General features: G+C 56.3%; 14 protein-coding genes and 1 pseudogene. 3 read left to right on the top strand and 12 right to left on the bottom strand.

Annotation, left to right across the window (positions count from 1 at the left end):
* Nucleotides 1–40: 40 nt before the first annotated feature.
* The 5 genes from FE784_RS35905 to FE784_RS35925 form a co-directional block, all read right to left on the bottom strand.
* Nucleotides 41–1,234, bottom strand: a complete 1,194-nt coding sequence (locus FE784_RS35905; RefSeq protein ID WP_139607057.1) for a DegT/DnrJ/EryC1/StrS family aminotransferase — start codon at nt 1,232–1,234, stop codon at nt 41–43.
* 401 nt (nt 1,235–1,635) lie between these two features.
* On the bottom strand, nt 1,636–2,694 hold the full coding sequence (locus FE784_RS35910) for a response regulator transcription factor (RefSeq protein ID WP_139607058.1): 1,059 nt from the start codon (nt 2,692–2,694) through the stop codon (nt 1,636–1,638).
* Between the two features lie 38 nt (nt 2,695–2,732).
* Nucleotides 2,733–3,608 (bottom strand): carbohydrate ABC transporter permease, encoded by an 876-nt coding sequence (locus tag FE784_RS35915; protein ID WP_139607059.1) that lies wholly within the window; start codon nt 3,606–3,608, stop codon nt 2,733–2,735.
* 15 nt (nt 3,609–3,623) lie between these two features.
* A complete protein-coding gene (locus FE784_RS35920; protein WP_139607060.1) occupies nt 3,624–4,712 on the bottom strand; it encodes an ABC transporter permease in 1,089 nt (362 codons plus the stop codon).
* A 7-nt stretch (nt 4,713–4,719) separates the two neighbouring features.
* On the bottom strand, nt 4,720–6,300 hold the full coding sequence (locus tag FE784_RS35925) for an extracellular solute-binding protein (RefSeq protein ID WP_139607061.1): 1,581 nt from the start codon (nt 6,298–6,300) through the stop codon (nt 4,720–4,722).
* A gap of 206 nt (nt 6,301–6,506) precedes the next feature.
* On the opposite strand from FE784_RS35925, the gene FE784_RS35930 reads away from it, so the two are divergent.
* Nucleotides 6,507–7,385, top strand: a complete 879-nt coding sequence (locus tag FE784_RS35930; protein WP_176706753.1) for a protein phosphatase 2C domain-containing protein — start codon at nt 6,507–6,509, stop codon at nt 7,383–7,385.
* On the opposite strand, the gene FE784_RS35935 is transcribed toward FE784_RS35930, so the two are convergent.
* The 4 genes from FE784_RS35935 to FE784_RS35950 all read right to left on the bottom strand — a co-directional run bounded on the left by FE784_RS35935 (nt 7,336) and on the right by FE784_RS35950 (nt 12,297).
* The gene (locus FE784_RS35935; RefSeq protein WP_176706754.1) at nt 7,336–9,159 is read right to left on the bottom strand and encodes a sensor histidine kinase; all 1,824 of its coding nucleotides are present in this window, start codon (nt 9,157–9,159) and stop codon (nt 7,336–7,338) included. The genes FE784_RS35930 and FE784_RS35935 overlap by 50 nt on opposite strands.
* A gap of 253 nt (nt 9,160–9,412) precedes the next feature.
* A complete protein-coding gene (locus FE784_RS35940) occupies nt 9,413–10,384 on the bottom strand; it encodes an ROK family protein (RefSeq protein ID WP_139607064.1) in 972 nt (323 codons plus the stop codon).
* An 11-nt stretch (nt 10,385–10,395) separates the two neighbouring features.
* Nucleotides 10,396–11,181 carry a DeoR/GlpR family DNA-binding transcription regulator gene (locus FE784_RS35945; RefSeq protein ID WP_139607065.1) on the bottom strand — a complete coding sequence of 262 codons (786 nt, stop codon included), beginning with the start codon at nt 11,179–11,181 and terminating at the stop codon, nt 10,396–10,398.
* A gap of 57 nt (nt 11,182–11,238) precedes the next feature.
* Nucleotides 11,239–12,297 (bottom strand): SIS domain-containing protein, encoded by a 1,059-nt coding sequence (locus FE784_RS35950; RefSeq protein WP_139607070.1) that lies wholly within the window; start codon nt 12,295–12,297, stop codon nt 11,239–11,241.
* A gap of 325 nt (nt 12,298–12,622) precedes the next feature.
* Between FE784_RS35950 and acsA the strand changes: the two genes are divergently transcribed.
* On the top strand, nt 12,623–14,344 hold the full coding sequence (acsA, locus tag FE784_RS35955) for an acetate--CoA ligase (protein WP_139607066.1): 1,722 nt from the start codon (nt 12,623–12,625) through the stop codon (nt 14,342–14,344).
* 138 nt (nt 14,345–14,482) lie between these two features.
* Entirely contained in the window at nt 14,483–15,775 is a 1,293-nt protein-coding gene (locus FE784_RS35960) for a serpin family protein (RefSeq protein ID WP_139607067.1), read from the top strand.
* Nucleotides 15,776–15,885: 110 nt separating this feature from the next.
* Here FE784_RS35960 and FE784_RS41330 read toward each other — a convergent pair whose 3' ends face one another.
* The 3 genes and pseudogenes from FE784_RS41330 to FE784_RS35970 form a co-directional block, all read right to left on the bottom strand.
* Nucleotides 15,886–16,488, bottom strand: a complete 603-nt coding sequence (locus tag FE784_RS41330; protein ID WP_246132342.1) for a hypothetical protein — start codon at nt 16,486–16,488, stop codon at nt 15,886–15,888.
* 64 nt (nt 16,489–16,552) lie between these two features.
* Nucleotides 16,553–16,660, bottom strand: a pseudogene (locus tag FE784_RS43030) (hypothetical protein); the annotation flags it as partial.
* A 139-nt stretch (nt 16,661–16,799) separates the two neighbouring features.
* Nucleotides 16,800–18,152: an ABC transporter substrate-binding protein gene (locus FE784_RS35970; protein WP_176706757.1), complete on the bottom strand. Its 1,353-nt coding sequence runs from the start codon at nt 18,150–18,152 to the stop codon at nt 16,800–16,802.
* Between the last annotated feature and the right edge of the window lie 578 nt (nt 18,153–18,730).

Raw genomic sequence — 18,730 nt, forward strand, 5'->3', positions numbered from 1 at the left:
AAGTTCGTCTTTCGGTTCGTATTCCGGTCGGACCTTCCGCTTACTGGCAGGAGGCCATCACTTTACGAACGCCATCCGCGATGTCACGCATATCCGCCTCGTCCGCCAGCAGCACGTTTTGGTGAAGCCACAAAATTTCTTTGTCGCACGCCCGCTCGCTGTTCGGACACGAATATACGCGGTCTTCTCCGGTCCACTTCTTCGTCTCGCTGATGACCGCCTTGTTCTGGTTGAGGGAAACATAGCCGGAGCTGACCGGAATGCCCTCCGCGTTCAGCTTGCGGATCACCTCGGCTTTGTCGATACGATCGGCCAGCTCCGGCTCGATGCGGAACATGAACAAGTGCTGCGCGTGCCGGGTAGCCTGCGGATCGCGGCGGAGCGTACGGACTCCCGGCGTGCCGTCCAGCAGCCCGGTGAGCAGCTTGGCGTTCCGCTCGCGGAGCTCCATTTGGCCGTCCAGACGCGACAGCTGTCCGAGCAAAATCGCGGCCTGCAACTCGGTCATCCGCAAATTCCAGCCGATCGTCTCGTGCTGGTACCAGCCGCCCTGCCTAATGCGTCCTACGTTCGCCAGAGACCAGGCATGGTCGGCCAGCTCCTGATCGTTGGTCAGGATCATCCCGCCTTCCCCGGCGTTTATATTTTTGCTCGATTGAAAGCTGAACGTGCCGAAATCGCCCTGCGCGCCGACGCCGACGCCGTCCCACTTCGCGCCGACCGCTTGCGCCGAATCCTCGATCAGGCGAAGTCCGTGCTTGGCGGCAATCGTCTTCAAGCGGGTCAGGTTGGCCGGAGAACCGGCAATATGAACGGCGATGATCGCCTTTGTCTTCGACGTGATCGCCGCCTCCACCTTCTCCGGGTCGAGCAGAAGCGTATCCGGTTCGACGTCGACGAATACCGGAATCGCGCCGAACATGAGCGCGGAGCTGGCCGTGGCGATAAACGTATACGGCGGCATAATCACTTCGTCGCCCGGCTGAACGCCGGCGGCCTGCAAGGCGATCGTGATCGCCACCGTTCCATTGACGATCGAGACCGCATGCTTCGCGTCATGGATAGCCGCAAACTTCTCCTCCAGTTCGGGCAGCTTGACGCGACCGGTGCCGCCCCATTTGCCGGAACGGACGACTTCGAGAACGAGCCGCTCCTCCAGCTCGTCGAATATGGGCCATTCCGGAAACGGCTTCGTTCTGATCGGTGTTCCCCCGTCGATTGCCAGTTTGCTCATTGTATCCCTCTCCCGTATGCGCATGGCTAAATTGTATCTAACCTGTATTTAAAAATAGTATAACGGATTGCGGCGCAAAATACTATCCCTCGTTTCTTAGGCAAAAAAACTGTGACAGCTACCGTTTGATGAAGCGGGCGCAACACACGTTGCCGTAAATAGAGGAACTGTATTCCGTTATCGCCCCAAATCTCGTTACACCCCCGAATATAACGGAACAGGCTTCCTCTATTTCGATCTTTCTGGTTAAAAAGGATCGCGAACAGCGGATTAACGGAACGATTTTCCTTTATTTTGCTAACCACACGGATACTTGGCTCCATAACATACTCCAGTTCCGCTATTTTTGCAGCTCGGTCCAGCCGATGGAACAAGCAAAAGCCCATCCCCGCTCGGAATGCTCAAGGCCGCCGGGGAATGGGCTGCGACATTTTCAAAAATTCCGTGGGCGAACAGCCGAACCGCTTGCGGAACGCTTTGGCGAAATGGGAATAGTCTTTATAGCCGACCGCAGCCGCCGTCTCGTATATTTTGGCGTTGTATTTCATGAGTCTTTCCTTCGCTTCGGAGAGGCGGAGCTCGGACAAATAATGGACGAAAGTGACGCCGGTTTCTTCCTTGATCGCCCGGCTCAAGTAGGACAGGTTCATCCCGAGCTGCCCCGCTATGTCCTGCAGCGTCAATTCGCTGTCCTTGTAATGGCGGTGTATATAATCGACCGCCTTGGCGACGGTATGGCTCCCGTTCCAATTTTTCGAGGCGCGGATTTGCCCGATGGCCCCGTCCACCAGCTCGGTTACCCGCACCGCGAGCGGTTCGGAATGGTTCGGCAGCTCGATCCGGTCCGGGTTCAGCAGCGATCTCCCCGACACGTAGACCAGCTCGCTATCGGTGCGGAACAACAAATACATGTACAGCTCCCGCAGCGATACGGCTTCGCCGGCACCGCCGAGAAGAACGCGGATTTCTTCCAAAACCGCATGGGCGGAGCTTCCGTCCGCCGCCCAGATCGCTTCGGAGAGCTTTTTCGCTCTTTTTCCGATTTCGTCGAACAATTTGCCCTTTTCCAGCGTGCTGCGGCTCTCCGCTCCGAGACGACCGGCGAATTTGACAAGCAGCTCCTGCAGCGCATCGGGATCGAGCGGCTTCAGCAAATAGTCGTCTACGCCGAGACGAAGCGCCTTCTGGGCATATTCGAACTCGTCGTAGCCGGATAAAATGACGATCCTCGGGACGGGATATTGCCGGCTTAACGCTTCCACAAGCTCCAGTCCGTCCATAACCGGCATGCAGATGTCCGTTATGACGACGTCGGGGACGACCTCCCGGCACAGCTGCAGCGCTTCCCGGCCGTCATTCGCTTCCCCCGCGCAAATGAACCCGCAGTTGCCCCGTTCGATTACGGCGCATATGCCGCGTTTGATCATAAACTCGTCGTCGACCACGATCACTTTGTACATGTGCCGCCCCCCATCCGTTTGGCCGTCCGACGCGGCCGCTACTCTTTCAAAGCTCCGAGCGTCGCCCCTTTGACGAAATACTTTTGCAGAAACGGGTATACGATTATAATCGGCAGCGTGGCGAATAAAATGATGCCCGCCTTCATCATTTCCGGTGTGCTCATGATCGATGCGTCCCCGAAATTGGAATCGACCATCGAGCTCGCCTCGTCGCTGATGACCAAGTTCCGCAGCAGCACCTGTACCGGCAGCAGCTCCTTGGAGCGGATATAGATCAGCGCATGAAAGTACGAATTCCATTGGGAAACCGAATGGAATAAGGCAATCGTTGCAAACACCGGCATCGATAACGGAACGGCGATTTTGCCGAACAGCCCGGCTTCGGTGCAGCCGTCGATTTTGGCGGCTTCGTACATTTCCACGGAAATACCTTGGAAAAACGTTTTCATAATAATAATGTTGAACGCGGCCAGCGCACCGGGAACCATAAGCGCCCACAACGTATCCTCCATATGGAGCGCCCTGACGACCAAATAGCTCGGGATCATCGGCGCGGAGAAAACGAAGGTGATGACGACCGCTCTCAGCACGATTTTTCTGCCGGCCATGATCGGTCTGGACAGCGCATACGCGAGCGTGGAGGTGAACAGCAGCGCGATCACCGTGCCGAATACCGTAATCGTTACGCTTACTCCGAGAGATCTCCACAGCTGATCCATGCCGAAAATCGTTTTGTAAACGTCGAACTGCAGCCCTTTCGGCCAGAAATACACTTGCTTCGCTTCCGTATATTGCGTCGAACTTAACGAGACCGCCGCCAGATGAATGAGCGGCGCGATCATCGACAAGCTGAACAAGGCAAACGCCATGCCGTTGATCCATTGAAAGGGGCGTTCCGATTTGTGCGCGATCATGGGCGGATGCCTCCTTTAGTAGATGCTTTCTCCCGTCATGCGCCTGCTTAACTGATTCAATATTGCGATCAGCAGGAAACCTATGACGGATTTGAACATGCCGACTGCGGTGCTGAAGCTGTACTGGGACTCCAGCAGGCCGACGCGGTATACATACGTATCGATGACCTCGCCCACCTCGCGGACGAGCGGATTGAGCAGGACGAGAACCTGCTCCAGATTGGAGTCGAGCACATTGCCGACGCGCAGCAGGAACAGGACGACGATAGCCGGTATAAGCGCCGGAAGCGTAATGTGCCACATTTGCCGCCATCTCGACGCGCCGTCCACCATGGCCGCCTCGTACAAATGCGGATTGATGCCGGTCAGCGCCGCCAAGTAGATGATCATGCCCCAGCCTACTTCTTTCCAAATGTTGATGGATACGACGATGCCGCGAAAATATTCGGGCTGCGTCATAAAGTCGATCTTGCCCTTCCCGAACCAGCCCAGCACCGTATTGAGAAAGCCGTCCAACGCCAGCAGATTAATGAAAATGCCGCCGACGATAATCCAGGACAGGAAGTGGGGCAAATAAAGCATCGTCTGGACCGGCTTCTTCAGCCAGCGCAAGCGGATTTCGTTGAAAAACAGCGCCAGCGCGAGCGGCGCGGGAAATCCGAACACGATCGAATACAAGCTGAGCATGAGCGTATTGCGCAATATTTGAAAAAACTCCGCATAGGCGAACATCGTGACGAAATGCTTCCAGCCTACCCACGGGCTGTTCCACATCCCTCGGAAAATGCCGTAATCCTGGAACGCGATCGCGTTTCCCATCAGCGGCACGTATTTGAACACGAGCAAATGCATAATGCCGGGCAGCGCGATGAGCCAGATCAGCACCCGGTCTCTCAAGATGAATTGTCCGATCCCTCGCAGCAATATTCGTTCCTCCTCAAGAGCTTTGCCTGTAGGGGCAAAGCTGACTTCGCAAGCATTTGCCGGGCTTTGCTTGGGCAAAGCCCGCTTCGTTGAGCGGCCCGCCGGCAAAATAAAGCCGGCCTGTATGACTGTCAAGCCGGCTGTTCCGTCAAGCCCCGTACGTACGTATGCAGCTGCCATTCGCGCTTTATTTTTTGTGGAACGTGTTGTACCAGTTCGTCGCTTCTTTGATCGCGGCGTCTCCGCCCCGTTTTTTCCACTCGGCCACGAACTTGTCGAACGCGGGATCGAGCTCCTCTTTGCCGGTTACCACCTTCGCGAACATTTCGAGGAACAGCGTGCCGCTGCCGGTTCCCGGTACGAGCTCCGGATGCGTATTAAGCGATTCGAGCTGAGGCATATGCAGGCTGTCATGCTTGAAGCCCGCGTCGGCTGCGATTTTCATGCCCGATTTCAATGCTGCGGCGTCCGGACTTTTCTCGACGATTTTCGTTTCCATCCGGCCGTCCCCCCGCGGGTTGATCGAGAGCTGGTAAAAGTTGTACGCGGAATCGGCGCTGTTGGCGGGAGCGTTCGGATCCCATTGGATTTGTCCGCCCTGCTCGGTGTAGTTTTTGTCCTTGATGCCGAAGTCGAGGAACGTCTCCGCTTTGTCCGACCATGCCCAGTCCAGAAACTTGACGATTTCCTCGGGATTTTTCGTCTTCGCCGGGATGACCCAGACGAAGTAGATTTGGTCGGTGACCGGCATGAGCCCTTTGCCTTTCGGACCTTCCGGCGGCGCGATCATGCTCAGCTTCACTTTGTCCTTGTCGGCGAACTTGTCGACGGCCCAGTCGAGATTGTAGTTCGTGACCGCATGCGTCCAGCTGCCCGCCTTGCCTTGCCGGATGCCCGCGCCCCAATCCGCCGATTTGTTCGTGAACAAATTCGGATTGATATAGCCTTTCTCGTACAGCATGCGCCAGAAGGCGATCGCCTCTTTCATCTCCGGCGCGATAATGTTCGGGGTCAGCTGTCCGTTGCGCATTTGCCAAACTTCCGGATGGGCGTTGAACTCCTGGAAGAAAAACAGGCTGTGGTCCAAATTTTCGCGCACGTAGAAGCCGTACTCGTCGTTTGCGTCCCCGTTGCCGTTCATGTCCTGCTGCTTGACCGCTTCGAAATATTTCAAATAATCGTCCAGCGTCTTCGGCTGCTGCATGCCGAGCTTATCCAGCCAATCTTGGCGGATGTAGACGACCCGGTTCGTGTTCATCGCCGTCAGCGCGGGAATGCCGTAAATTTTGCCGTCCTTGGACAACTTCGGACTTTGCCAAATGTCCTTCGGCAGCTTGTTTTTCAAATTCGGCGCATATTTGTCGATAAGCGGTCCGAGCTCCGTAAAGACGCCCTGCTCGAGCGCGCCCTTGTGCATGCTCGACTGGATGCTGTCCGTCCGGATCAGGTCCGGGAGCTCCGCGGACGCGAACCGGATCGACATCTGCTTCGTAAAATCTCCGCCGTGTCCGAGAAATTCGAACTTCAGGTTCGTTCCGGACAGCTTGCTCATTTCCTTCACGTACGGATCGTCCGCACCGGCCTTCATCGCGTAAGGCGCGTTGGCGTGCGACAGCAGCACGTGGATGTTACGCGGCTCCTTCGATTGCTGCGACGGCCCCGGCTCTGCCCCCGTCTTGCCCGTCTCCTCCTTGGCGCAGCCTGCGGCCAGCAGCGCGCCCGACAATAACACCGTGAACAGCAGCTTTTGCGGTTTTCTTTGTTTCATGACCGCATCCCCTTTCCGTTAATTGTAACGCTTACAAGCTTATTGTAGGGGGTTGGCGCGAAGTCCGTATATGGCTCCATTTTTCGTTTCCGGTCTATTTTTTACCGGCTTTGCTTTGGAACCGTCCAACCTCGCCGAATCGCATTGACTTTTGACCGGCGCTTCACTACGATTAGGCCGAAATGACGGGAGGGATACACGCACTTATGCTGGAAAAGCTCGATTACGTCTCCATAAAAGGCGAGCAGCCGCTGAACGAGGACGCGCTCGTCCTGAACAGCCTGGCCGGCTTGTTCGGCGTACTGGACGGCGCCACTTCGCTGACGCCTTACGTGAATCGCAACAACGAAACCGGCGGATATATCGCCGCCAATTTGCTGAAAGCACATTTCGAACGGCTTTCCGGACCAACCGACGTGCGCGGGGAGCTTCTGGAAGCAAACCGCAAGCTGCGGGCTGAAATGGCCGAGCAAGGCATCGACGTCGATCGGAAGGAACGGCTGTGGAGCGCGGCGGCGGCGGTCGTCCAAATCCACGAGCATACGGTCAGCTTCGCGCAAGCCGGGGATTGCATGCTGCTGGCCGTTTACCGGGACGGAACGGTACGCCCGTTGACCCGCCCCCAGCTGTCGCATATCGACTCCGTCACGCTGGCGAAATGGCAGGAAGGGCGCGAACGCGGCCTGGAGACGAAGCAGCAGCTTCGCGCCTACATTTACGAGACGATCAAGGCGAATCGCGAGCGGAGCAACACCCCCGACGGCTACTCCGTCATCAACGGAGAGGAAGCCGCCTCGCACTATGTGGAATACGGCACCGTCAACCGTATCCGGCTGCAGCATCTCGTCATGCTGAGCGACGGCATTTACTTGCCCGGCCGCGATAGCGCGGAGCCGTCGTATTGGACCGATTTGGCGGAAGCCGTCGTAAGCCGTGGACTGCGCGCCTATGCGGAGGAACTCGTCCGCTTCGAGCAGGAAGACCCCGACGGCAAGCGGCATCTCCGCCTGAAAAAATCGGACGACAAATCGGGCGTCATCGTATCGTTTCATCGTCCCCAGCATATGGAAGGAGCATCTCGATGACGGTGCCCGTCTTGTCCGATTTTGCGATACGAAGCCCGAAGCCGGGACCGAAGCAGAGCCTGATCCGGTAATGAACGTTAAGCAGGCCGATATGTCCGGCTATTTCCGGATCGTTCGCCCATACGTCCTCGGTGAGGCTTTGACGGAACAACCAGTCGTACCGCGCCTTCACCTCTTCCGTCATGCCGCCCCCCTCATCCTCCAGGACGAGCTTGTACGCCTCATCCAATGGCGTACCGGACAGCCGAAGCGCGGAAGGCCGGAGCTTATGCTTTTGGTAGCCGTGGATAAAAGCGTTTTCAATAAGGGGCTGTACGGTCAGCTTGATGCCTTGGACACGGGAGGCGCTGTCGGGATCGACATCGGTCACGATGCGCAGATCCGGGTAACGCTGGGTTTGGATATCCAGGTAGTTTAACGCATGCTCCCATTCGACCCGCAGCGGCACGACTTGCTCCGACTGGTTCAGGCTGTAGCGGAGAATGCGCGTCAATGCTTTGGACGTCCGGACGATCTCTGGAATATTGTGAACGATGCCGTGGGAATTGATGATTTCCAACGTGTTGTACAGGAAATGGGGATTGATCTGCGCCTGCATCGTGCGCAGCATCGATTCCTTTTGCTTGATCAGGAAGTCTTTCTCCTTGAGCTGGGCGACGTGCACCACCTCGACAAGACGTTCGATCTCCGTCACCATGTTGTTGAAGCTGCGGTTCAGGCTGCCGATCTCGTCGTTGCGGTCCTCCGGGGACCTCACCTGGAAATCGCCGTTTTCCGCCCGGTGCATATTGCGCTTCAAGGCGAGCAGCGCCCCGGAGATGCGGATGAAGTAGGAGCCGATCAAAAAAATAATGATGGCGAGCAGCAGCGTACCGATGAGCAGCGTCACGTTGCGAACGGCGTTCAAGCTGCCGATCGCTTCCTGCAGCGGGATGTCCACCGCGGCTATCCAGCCGGTGACGGCCATCGGCTGAAACACGACCAGCTGCTTGGAGGAGCCGCTGCCGCGCAGCAGGTAGTTGCCGCCTGCCTCAAGCTTCGCCGCTATGGACGACATAACCTCGGGGTCCGGTGCGTTCGAGCCCGGAGGCGAATAGACGATTCCGCCATTCCCGTTCATGACCCAAGACGTTCCGGACGTTCCGGGATGCAGGTTGCTCATCATATCGGCGAGCCGGCTCAGGCTTACGTCGATCATCAGTACCCCGGCTTCTTTATAAGTAAACTGGTTCAAGATCGGACGGATAACCGTGATCATCGGGATGCCGCCGTGCTCGTTCAGTTGGATGACCGTCTGGCTCTGCTGTCCGCTCGTCTGCCGCTCCCGCCTGTACCGTTCGTGCCGGGCTCGCAAATCGGCGTCCGTCCATCCGAGCGTGCTCGTGCTCTGCACGATCAGCCCTTTGTCGGACAAAATCGATACGCCGTATACGTCATGGATCGAGAACATCAGCGTCGGAATCAGTTCGGCCTGCAGCTGTCCGGCCAATTGGAACTGGCTGTAATAGTCGTTAGGCTCGGTTTGCAAATATTGCTGGATGACCGGGTGGGTCAAATAAGGCAGCGTGATGTATTCCATCTTGTCGAAATATTCGTCCGTATTGCGATTCACCTGCCGGAACAGCTCGAGCGTATAACGTACCGCGGTTTGTTCGATCGTGGACGTGGAGACGCCGTACCAGATCCAACCCAATGCGGGCATAGGCACGAACAGGAACACGATGATGAGCAGCAGCAGTTTTTTGCGGATCGAGATCCGCTTCAGCATCGTCATGAAGGTCGACTCCCCAACCGGCGCTTTCGCCGTCATTTGTGTTGAGCAGCATTATACAAGACCGGGCGGGAGTTGAAAAGGGCGATTGTAAGGCGCGTTGAATAGAGCGAGGAGTTTGAATAAGGCGGGACGGCAGCCGCCCTCCGCCATCTGCCGCTAACCATGAGCAAGCGCTCAATTTACCAAGCACAAAGAAAAACCGAGGCCATCGCAGCCTCGGCTTTTCATTTTGCTCACGCCTTCCGAGTCTTCGCTACGCGCTGACTCGCGTTTTGGCAAACGCGGCGCTGCCGACGACCCCGGCGTCGTCGTTCATCTCGGCGAGCTTGATGACGATCCGGTTGCGGTACATCGGCAGGATGAGCGGCATAAGCGTCTCCCGCATCGGGGCGAGCAGACGTTCTCCCGCGTTCGCGGCACCGCCGCCGATCACGATAACGTCGGGGCTCCATAGCGTGATCGCCCAGGCAAGCCCTTTGGCCAGGTGGCGCCCCACGAATTGCAGCACCTCTTTGGCCAAAGCGTCGCCCTCATCGTAAGCGCGCGAGATGTCAGCCGCCGTAATTTCATTGCGGCGTTCGCCGGGGAACCACTCCGCGAGAATACTAGACTCTCCGCGTTCCAGCTTCTCCCGCGCGATTCTGGCGATTCCCGTAGCCGAAGCGATCGTCTCGAGGCAGCCCCGCATCCCGCAGCCGCACAAGGCGCTCTCCCCGTCCAGCGGGACATGGCCCAGCTCGCCGGCCAGAAAGCCGCTGCCGTAATAGAGCTGGCCGTTATTGATCATGGCGGCCGCTATACCGGTGCCGAGCGTGATGCCCATGACGTGATCGTAGCCCCGTCCGGCTCCGGCGGCCGCTTCCCCGTACGTATACATGCGGACGTCGTTATCGATAAAGACGGGAATGCCGCCGAGCAAAGCGCCGAGCTTCTCGCTGACGGGCACGTTTTCCCATTTCAGATTGGCCGAAGAAAGCGATATTCCCCGCACCGGATCGATAAAGCCGGGATTGCCCATCCCGACCGCTCCCAGATCGGTCCTTGTCAATTGCTCCCGAGCCAGCAGCTCGTCGATCATCGAGGCGATCAGGTTCAGGACGTAGTCCGCCCCGTTGGCCGCTCCGGTCGGCTTCTTCGTCTTGCGAAGCAGATTCAGCCGCTCGTCCAGCAGCCCGCATACTATATTCGTTCCACCGATATCGACTCCGATAAAATGGGTAGTCATTGCCGCTCCTCCTACTTCGCCACGTATACGCGTATATCCCGCTTGCGCAATTCTTCCTGGAGCGGTCCCTCCAAGGGGGCGTCGGTAATGCAGGCATGGACGGAGGCGACCGGCGCGATGGAAAACAACGACACGCGGCCCACCTTCGACCGGTCGAAGACGACGAACGTCCGCTCGGCTCGCTGAATCAATATTTTGGCGATTTGCGCTTCCGATTCGGAATGGGTCGTCAGCCCTTGACCGAGCGCGAATCCGTCGATGCCGAGAAACATTTTGCCGATATTGAGACTCTCGACCACCTTCTCGGTCAGCGGACCGCACAGCTCATAGCTTTTGTGGCGAAGAATCCCTCCCGCCACGACGAGCTGGATGCCGTCGCTATCCGCAAGCTCCATCGCGATATTGAGCGCATTCGTCACGACCGTGATGCCGTTTCGCGCCTTCAGCTGCTTGGCGATCAAGTAAGTCGTCGTGCCGCCCGACAAACCAATAATATCGCCTTCCTCGACAAGCGACGCCGCCGTGAAGGCGATCCGCTCCTTCTCCACCCAAGACAGCGACGTCTTTTCCTCGAACGATACTTCCTTGGCCGTATGATACGCGTCGTAAATCGCGCCACCGATCGTCCTGATGACGGAATCGGTCTGCTCCAACATATCCAGATCGCGTCTGGCGGTCGCTTCCGAGCAATGCAGCGTATCGACGATGTCCTGAACGGATACGCGGCCTTTCTGCTTCAACATCCCGAGAATCGCCTGGCGGCGCTGATCGCCTTTGGAAAGAGACTGCTCCTGCATAAAAAGCTCACTCCATGGTCAACATTAAATTTGGCGCCCTATCGTTCCCATCCGGCCTTAAATTTTCACCACTTGGGTCAAATTGCGGGGATGATCGGGATCGACATTGTTTTTCAGCGCCGTGTAGAATCCGATGTACTGCAGCACGGGCAAATAGAGCACGCCGCGCGCTTCATCGCTAAGCTCCGCTCCGCCGACCTCGAACACCGCATCCGCGAATGCGGTATCGTCGCCTTTCGCCGCCGTTACGACAAGCACCGTAGCGCCGTAAGCCTTCATTTCTTCCGCGACCTTCAGCTCGTACGAGCGGGCCGTTTCCGACAACAGCAAGCAGACGAGGGTTCCCGGCTCCACGATCGATTTCGGTCCGTGGCGGAACTCCAGCGTACCGAAGCTTTCCGTCCAGACGTACGACATTTCCTTGATTTTCAGGCAAGCTTCCTGAGACAAGCCGTAGTAGGAGCCCATGCCCAGATAGATGAATTTGTTCAGCTCGCGCTCCCGAACGAACGTTTTCGCGAACGGATCGGCCGCCTTCACGACGGCCGCATCGGCTTCGACGACTTTTCCCGCCTCCGCCTGCAGTTCCGGCTTGCCCGATGCGACAGCAGAAGCCGCTTGCATCATGAAAGTCATGCTGCTTAACGATTTCGTCATGACCGTGCTTTTTTCCTTCCCGAGCGGAGAAATGAGACATTGGGTCATTTGCGCCATTTTGCTGTCTTCGTGGCACGTAATGCCGCAAGTCGTCCATCCCGGTACGCCTTTGACCGATTCCAGCGCCAAAATGACTTCCGTAGATTCGCCGGAGCGGGATACGCCCACCAGCAAGTAATTCCGTCCGGGTACCGCCGCGGCGTCGCGGAACAAGTAAATTTCCGAGGACGGATGCGCGCTGGCCGGACGCCCGACCCATTTCTTGAACGTGGCGGCCATCGTTTGCGCCTGATAATAGGACGAGCCCGAGCCGATAAAGATCACTTCGTCATAAGCGCTATTGCCGATATAACGGTCCACCCAATCCCGCTGGACGTTAAGCTGCGCGTGCGCGGCTGCCAATGCTTCCGCCTGGGCGGATATTTCCGGGTAAGTCAGTTGGCCGAATGCGTTTGCCATCATGAATCCACTCCTCTTTAATAGTTCGCTTCATGTCCGAACCGTCATCTTTGTCCATCTAATGGCGGCAGACTTTCTTGCTTTAGTATAAGCTTTAATTATGATCGTTTCAATCATTTATTTTGATTTTTCCAATCATTTTATCCTCGATCATTTCGAGACAATATTTTCACATCGCTATTGTTGTCCAAAATTTGAAAATTCACATGCAAAGTGAGAATCCGATGTGATATAATATCTTGGGAGTTTTTTGAAACATTGTTTTAAGAGATGCAACACTGGAAGCGTTTCATAAAAGATTTTCCATTCAGGAGGAGCGTATTTTATGGACAAGCAAGTGGACATCATCAAAGCGACTGCAACGGATGCGAACCTTAAAAGTTACGAAGAAGCCCGCAGCTCGTTCGATTGGACCGAAGTGGAGAAGGAATTCTCCTGGTATACGACAGGCAAGGTGAATATGGCTTACGAGGCGATCGACCGTCATGTCGAGGCCGGTCTCGGGGACAAAGTAGCCCTGTACTATAGCGATGCCACCCGGGACGAAGCCGTTACGTACGGTCAAATGAAAACCAATTCGGACAAATTCGGCAACGTGCTCCGCAAGCTGGGCGTAGCCAAAGGAGACCGCGTTTTCATTTTCATGCCGCGTTCCCCCGAGCTGTACTACTCCCTGCTCGGCTCGGTCAAGATCGGCGCCATCGTCGGCCCCCTGTTCGAAGCGTTCATGGAACAAGCGGTACGGGACCGTCTGGAAGACAGCCAAGCCGTCGCGATCGTAACGACGCCTGCGCTGCTGCCCCGCATACCGGTAGCCGATCTGCCTCATCTGAAGCACGTTATCCTCGTCACCGACGAATTCGAAGCCGCTCCGGGCCGCGTCGATTACAAGAACGAAATGGCGCAAGCATCCGAGCAATTGGATATCGAATGGGTAGACCGCGAGGACGGACTCATTTTGCATTATACGTCAGGCTCCACGGGTAAGCCGAAGGGCGTTGTTCACGTTCACAATGCAATGATACAGCACTATTACACGGGCAAAATCGTACTCGACCTGAAGAAGGACGACGTATACTGGTGTACGGCCGATCCGGGCTGGGTAACCGGTACGAGCTACGGCATTTTCGCTCCGTTCCTGAACGCGGCATCCAACGTCATTCGCGGCGGCCGTTTCAGCCCGCAAGATTGGTACAACACGATCCAGCGCCACAAAGTCACTGTCTGGTACAGCGCTCCTACCGCGTTCCGGATGCTGATGGGGGCCGGCGACGATACGGTCAACCAATTCGACCTGTCCAGCCTGCGTCATGTGCTTAGCGTCGGTGAACCGCTTAACCCGGAAGTCGTCCGTTGGGGACTGAAAGTGTACAACCAACGGATCCACGATACGTGGTGGATGACGGAGACGGGCGGCCAGCTCATCTGTAACTATCCGAGCATGGACATCCGTCCGGGCTCGATGGGCAAGCCGATTCCCGGAACGGACGCGGCGATCGTAGACGACAACGGCAACGTGCTCCCTCCGAACCGGATGGGCAATCTGGCGATCAAGACGCCGTGGCCGTCGATGATGCGCAAAATTTGGAACAACCCGTCCAAATACGAGGAATATTTCCGCCTGAAGGGCTGGTACGTATCCGGCGACTCCGCTTACATGGACGAAGACGGCTACTTCTGGTTCCAAGGCCGCGTAGACGACGTCATCAACACGTCGGGCGAGCGCGTCGGACCGTTCGAGGTCGAGAGCAAGCTGGTCGAGCATCCGGCCGTCGCCGAAGCGGGCGTTATCGGCAAGCCCGATCCGCTCCGCGGGGAAATCATCAAGGCGTTTATCTCGCTGCGTGCAGGCTTCGAGCCGAGCGAAGAGCTGAAGGCCGACATCGCCAAATTCGTCAAAATCGGATTGTCCGCGCATGCTTCGCCGCGCGAAATCGAGTTCAAGGACAAGCTGCCGAAAACGCGCAGCGGCAAAATCATGCGCCGCGTGCTGAAGGCATGGGAGCTTGGCCTGCCGACCGGCGATTTGTCGACGATCGAGGACTAATAACATGCATGGCGCTCCCGAGGACCGGACACGGTTCGCAGGGGCGCTTTTTTCTGTTCGACGGCTGGTGCAACATTCCAATCCTTCTTTTCGTCAAAGGTAACGATATAGCTCTTGCGCGAATGGGGGAATTTGGCAATGGGGACGATGAAAGGAAGAAGCATGCGGACATTTGGAAAAATAGCCGTGACGACCGGAATTGCCGCGATATGTCTGGGTGCGGTCGTAACTGCGGCCGGCTGCGGCATGGAGCGGCAACCGGGGATAAAGGGCCAATCCTCTACAGTTGCGGACATCGACGCCCGGCTCGTAAACGGTTATAACGCTTTCGGCTTCGACCTGTACCGGCAACTCGCCGCAGGACAACCGGCGACTGGCCAGAACATGTTTCTGTCGCCAACAAGCGTGGCGATCGCGATGTCCATGACGATGAACGGAGCGGTCGGGCCTACCCGCGAAGGGATGGCGCAAGCTCTTGGACTGAAGGAGATGACTCCGGACGCGGCGAACGAAGGCGTGCGCATCTTGCAAAATGTGCTCCGCACGGCCGATCCCGCGGTGCAGCTGTCCATCGCCAATTCGATCTGGGCGCGCAAGGAGCTCAAGTTCAATCCGGACTTTCTCGCCGCAAACAAAACGTATTACGGCGCCCAAGCGGAATCGTTGGACTTCGCCGACCGCAAAGCCGCCGCGACGATCAACAAATGGGTCAAGAAAGAAACGAAGGGCCGCATCGAATCCATTATAGACGACAACATCAACCCGCAATCGATCATGTTTCTGTTAAACGCGGTTTATTTCAAAGGAAACTGGACCGTATCGTTCGAGAAAAACGCTACGCGCGAAAGACCGTTTACCTTGTCGGACGGAACGAAGGTCAACCGATCGATGATGGCCCGCACCGGCGCGTTCGACTATGCCGACAGAGACGGCTATCAGGCGGTCCGTTTGCCGTACGGCAACGGCAATACCGGAATGGTCGTGCTGCTGCCCGACGAAGGAACGACGCTTTCCGCTCTCGCGGACCGGATCACGGATACGGAATGGCGGGACGCGACCGCCGCGCTGGGCAAACGGCAGGGCGAAGTAATCTTGCCCCGTTTCAAGATGGAATACGAAGCGTCGTTGAACGAGCAGTTGAAAGCGCTCGGCATGTCCATGGCGTTCGATCCGGATCAAGCCGACTTGAGCGGCATGCTCGCTCCGCCTCCCAACGCTTATATCGGAGACGTGAAGCATAAAACGTTCGTGCTGGTAGACGAAAAAGGAACGGAAGCGGCTGCCGTCACCAAGGTCGAGACGATGGCCACTTCCGCTCCCGCCCCTGCCGGCTTCCGGATGGAAATGAACCGTCCGTTCCTGATCGTCCTTCACGAACGTCAGACCGGGACGGTGCTGTTTATCGGATCGGTGTACGATCCGAAGCTTTAGGAAGCGTTTTTAGAAGGCGCTATCGCTCCGCAAAGAAAAGAAAAGCGTCCCCGGAACTTGAACTTTCTCCGGGAGCGCTTTTTCTTGTTCGGCATCATGATTTGCTGCAATCAGTGAAGATCGAGCAATGTGTTGCCCGCAGGGGCTATCAAAGTCGTACCCGTCTTCAATACGTTAGCGACGGTATCGTCCGAATAGCATTCGGAGAACAGCGCATTCGTCCCCGCCCCGACGTTCCAAATAAACGTGCGGCTTGTCGTTGGCGTGTCGTTCGTATTATAAAACATACAGCCGCGGAACAGCGAAGTCGGTTTGATCGTGCCGACTTCCTCGATGCGGACCGCATAATCGGACACGTCGATATTTTTTTCGAAGCGGCACGTGACTAATTCGGTCCTAATATCGCGATTTTCCACATTCCTTATGATGGAGATATGCTGAGTGCCGGTCAACTTGGCTTGAACCGATTCGAAGCGGATTCGTCCTTTCGTGCTTATTTGCACAACACCGGCAATCGAGCTGTTAGTCACATGGAGGTCGCCGGCAGCGGTTGACTGTCCGAGCGATTGCGCATTTCCGGTAAACCGCCAATTGTCGAACCTCGCTTCCTGAAAGTCTTTCCATACGACAATCTCGAGCAAGCAATTCCGGATCGAGTCGAGCGGCGTTCCTTGCAGCGCTTTCATAATTAGAGCCGTTTCGGCATCTTTCAAGGACGGTGCGACCGCCGCCAAACCAGGATGCCGTTATTAGAAGCCCGTATGCCTTGTAGGTACCCTCGGGAAAAAACAACCGTTTTGACAACGCTGCGGCGACGGTATCGGCCTGTTGGATCGCGGAGCTATCGTCCGCGATTCCGTCTCCTTTTGCCCCGAACCATTTCACATTCAAGTAATCGGTCTCTATAAGGCGCTTGAATCTTGCTCCTCCGATGTTGACGAGGATCGTGCCGGTGTTGTCGGGAGACGCGGACTCGAATTTCCGCCCCGTGTCCGCCCTCTCCTTGCCATGGCTTCCCGCCCGCTTACTTTGCCCCGCTGCGCGCCTTCACGTCGGCAATTCCTTTTTCGGCTTCCTCGATGGCGGTTCGGAATGCGGTGTTGATATCGATCTCGCCTTTGGCCATGAGCCCGATCTGCTTGACGTACGATTTCTCCACGGTGACGTCGTAAATCGACTTGTACGAGATAGGCGCGAACTTGTTATAGAACGCCGCTTGAAAATTTTTGCCTTTGAATTTCGTATCCTGGCCGAACGCTTTAATGATCGCTTCGTCCTTCAATACCGGCATCGTGCCTTTCTTGGACAGGTCGGTCTGATATTCGGCGGAAGTCAGAAACTTCATAACCTCGATCGCGGCATCCTTATTGCCCGCCATGGACGTAATGCTGAAGTAGGTCGGATACGCCTGCGAGCCCACACCCGGCAATTCCTTGAACGTCGGCAGCGAAACCATATCCCAGTTCAGCGGCGTAATTTCCTCCGCTACGGTAAACGGCATGGCGGACAGGAAGACGAACATGCCGAGCGTCTGGTCCTTCAGCAGCGCATCGCGATAAGGAAGCGCGTTCTTCAGCTCCGTAATCCGGTCTTTATAGCCTTGGTCTTGGGCCGGGTCGATCATCGTCGTCTGGTACAGCTTCCGCCACTTTTCGCTGTCGAGAACGGGCTTGCTCGTCTTCGAATCGACGTACGGCAGCGAGAACTGATTCATTCTCAGCATGTGAGTAGGCGATACGGAAAGTCCGAGGTATTGCTTGTCGCCGTCCTTGCGGTTCAGCTTCTTGGCCAGCTCCAGCGTTTCGTCCCACGTCATGCCGTCCTTCGGATAAGCGACTCCGAACTTGTCGAACACCGCTTTGTTGTAGAACAGGATCAGGTTCGTGTTATAGACGGGCAGGCCGTACATTTTGCCGCCGGATATGTCTCTCATCGCGTCGATCAGCGTCGGCTCGAATTTCGCCAGGTCAATGCCGGTTTTCTTTATCAAATCGGACATGTCGTACTGCATTTGGTACCCGAGCAAGCCATCCGAGAAATTGCCGATCGAGTCGTAATAAATATCGATTTTCGTTCCCGACGCGATCAGCTCCGGCAGCGTTGTGCCTTTCTCGCTGCGGATATATTTGATCGTATAGTTCGGGAACTGCTTGCGAATCGCGTTGCCGTACCGGTCGTTGAAGCTGTCCTGGGACTCTCCGCCCATCGTGAAGAAGGTAAGTTCGGCAGGCTCATTGGCCGCGCTCTTTTTCGTCGTATCCTTCGGCGTCTCTCCGGCGTTTTCGTTAGCGGTAGTACCGCTCTTGCCGCAGGCGCTTGCCGTCAAAGCCAATGCGAGTGCAAGGCTCAGCGTTACAGTAAGCTTTCGTTTTTGCAAAACAACCCCTCCTGATCTGTGAAAAAAAGATGTGCTTTCCGGACGAATCGGCGCGATCCGTCTTTTCGCTTCCTGGACTGCAGAACCGGAAATCGTTTTCATTTTTGTTTACTTGCGATCCTCTTGGAAATGCATAAGCGTCATCCAGACCGTCAAGCTCTTGGTTCTCACCTCCCGACAGTCGCCGACCATAGAAATCGATTTCTAACAATTGAAAGGTTAAGAATTCGTTTTCTCGAAACGGAGACGGCGTCGTTATTAGGATCAATATGCGTTTATGGGCTTATTATATTATACGTATTCTCTAATTGTAAACAAAAAGTTTATGGCGGGATCGAATTGGAAAAGGCCATGTTCGGCCGAGAACGTTTCGATGTATTGACGCTCGGACGTTCCAGTGTCGCGCCATGGCCGAGTTTGTGGTTAGACATAGACGGTCAGCTTTAGTCTGCGTCGTTGAGACGTCGAAGTCGCAGGGGCCGATGCGGCAAAGTCGCTGTGACGGGATCGGCGAAGTCTACGTGGCAGGGGCTGGCAAGGTCGCTGTGGCAGGGACCGGTAAAGTCTACGTGGCAGAG

Source organism: Paenibacillus hemerocallicola (assembly GCF_006265175.1).
GTDB classification, from domain to species: domain Bacteria; phylum Bacillota; class Bacilli; order Paenibacillales; family NBRC-103111; genus Paenibacillus_AB; species Paenibacillus_AB hemerocallicola.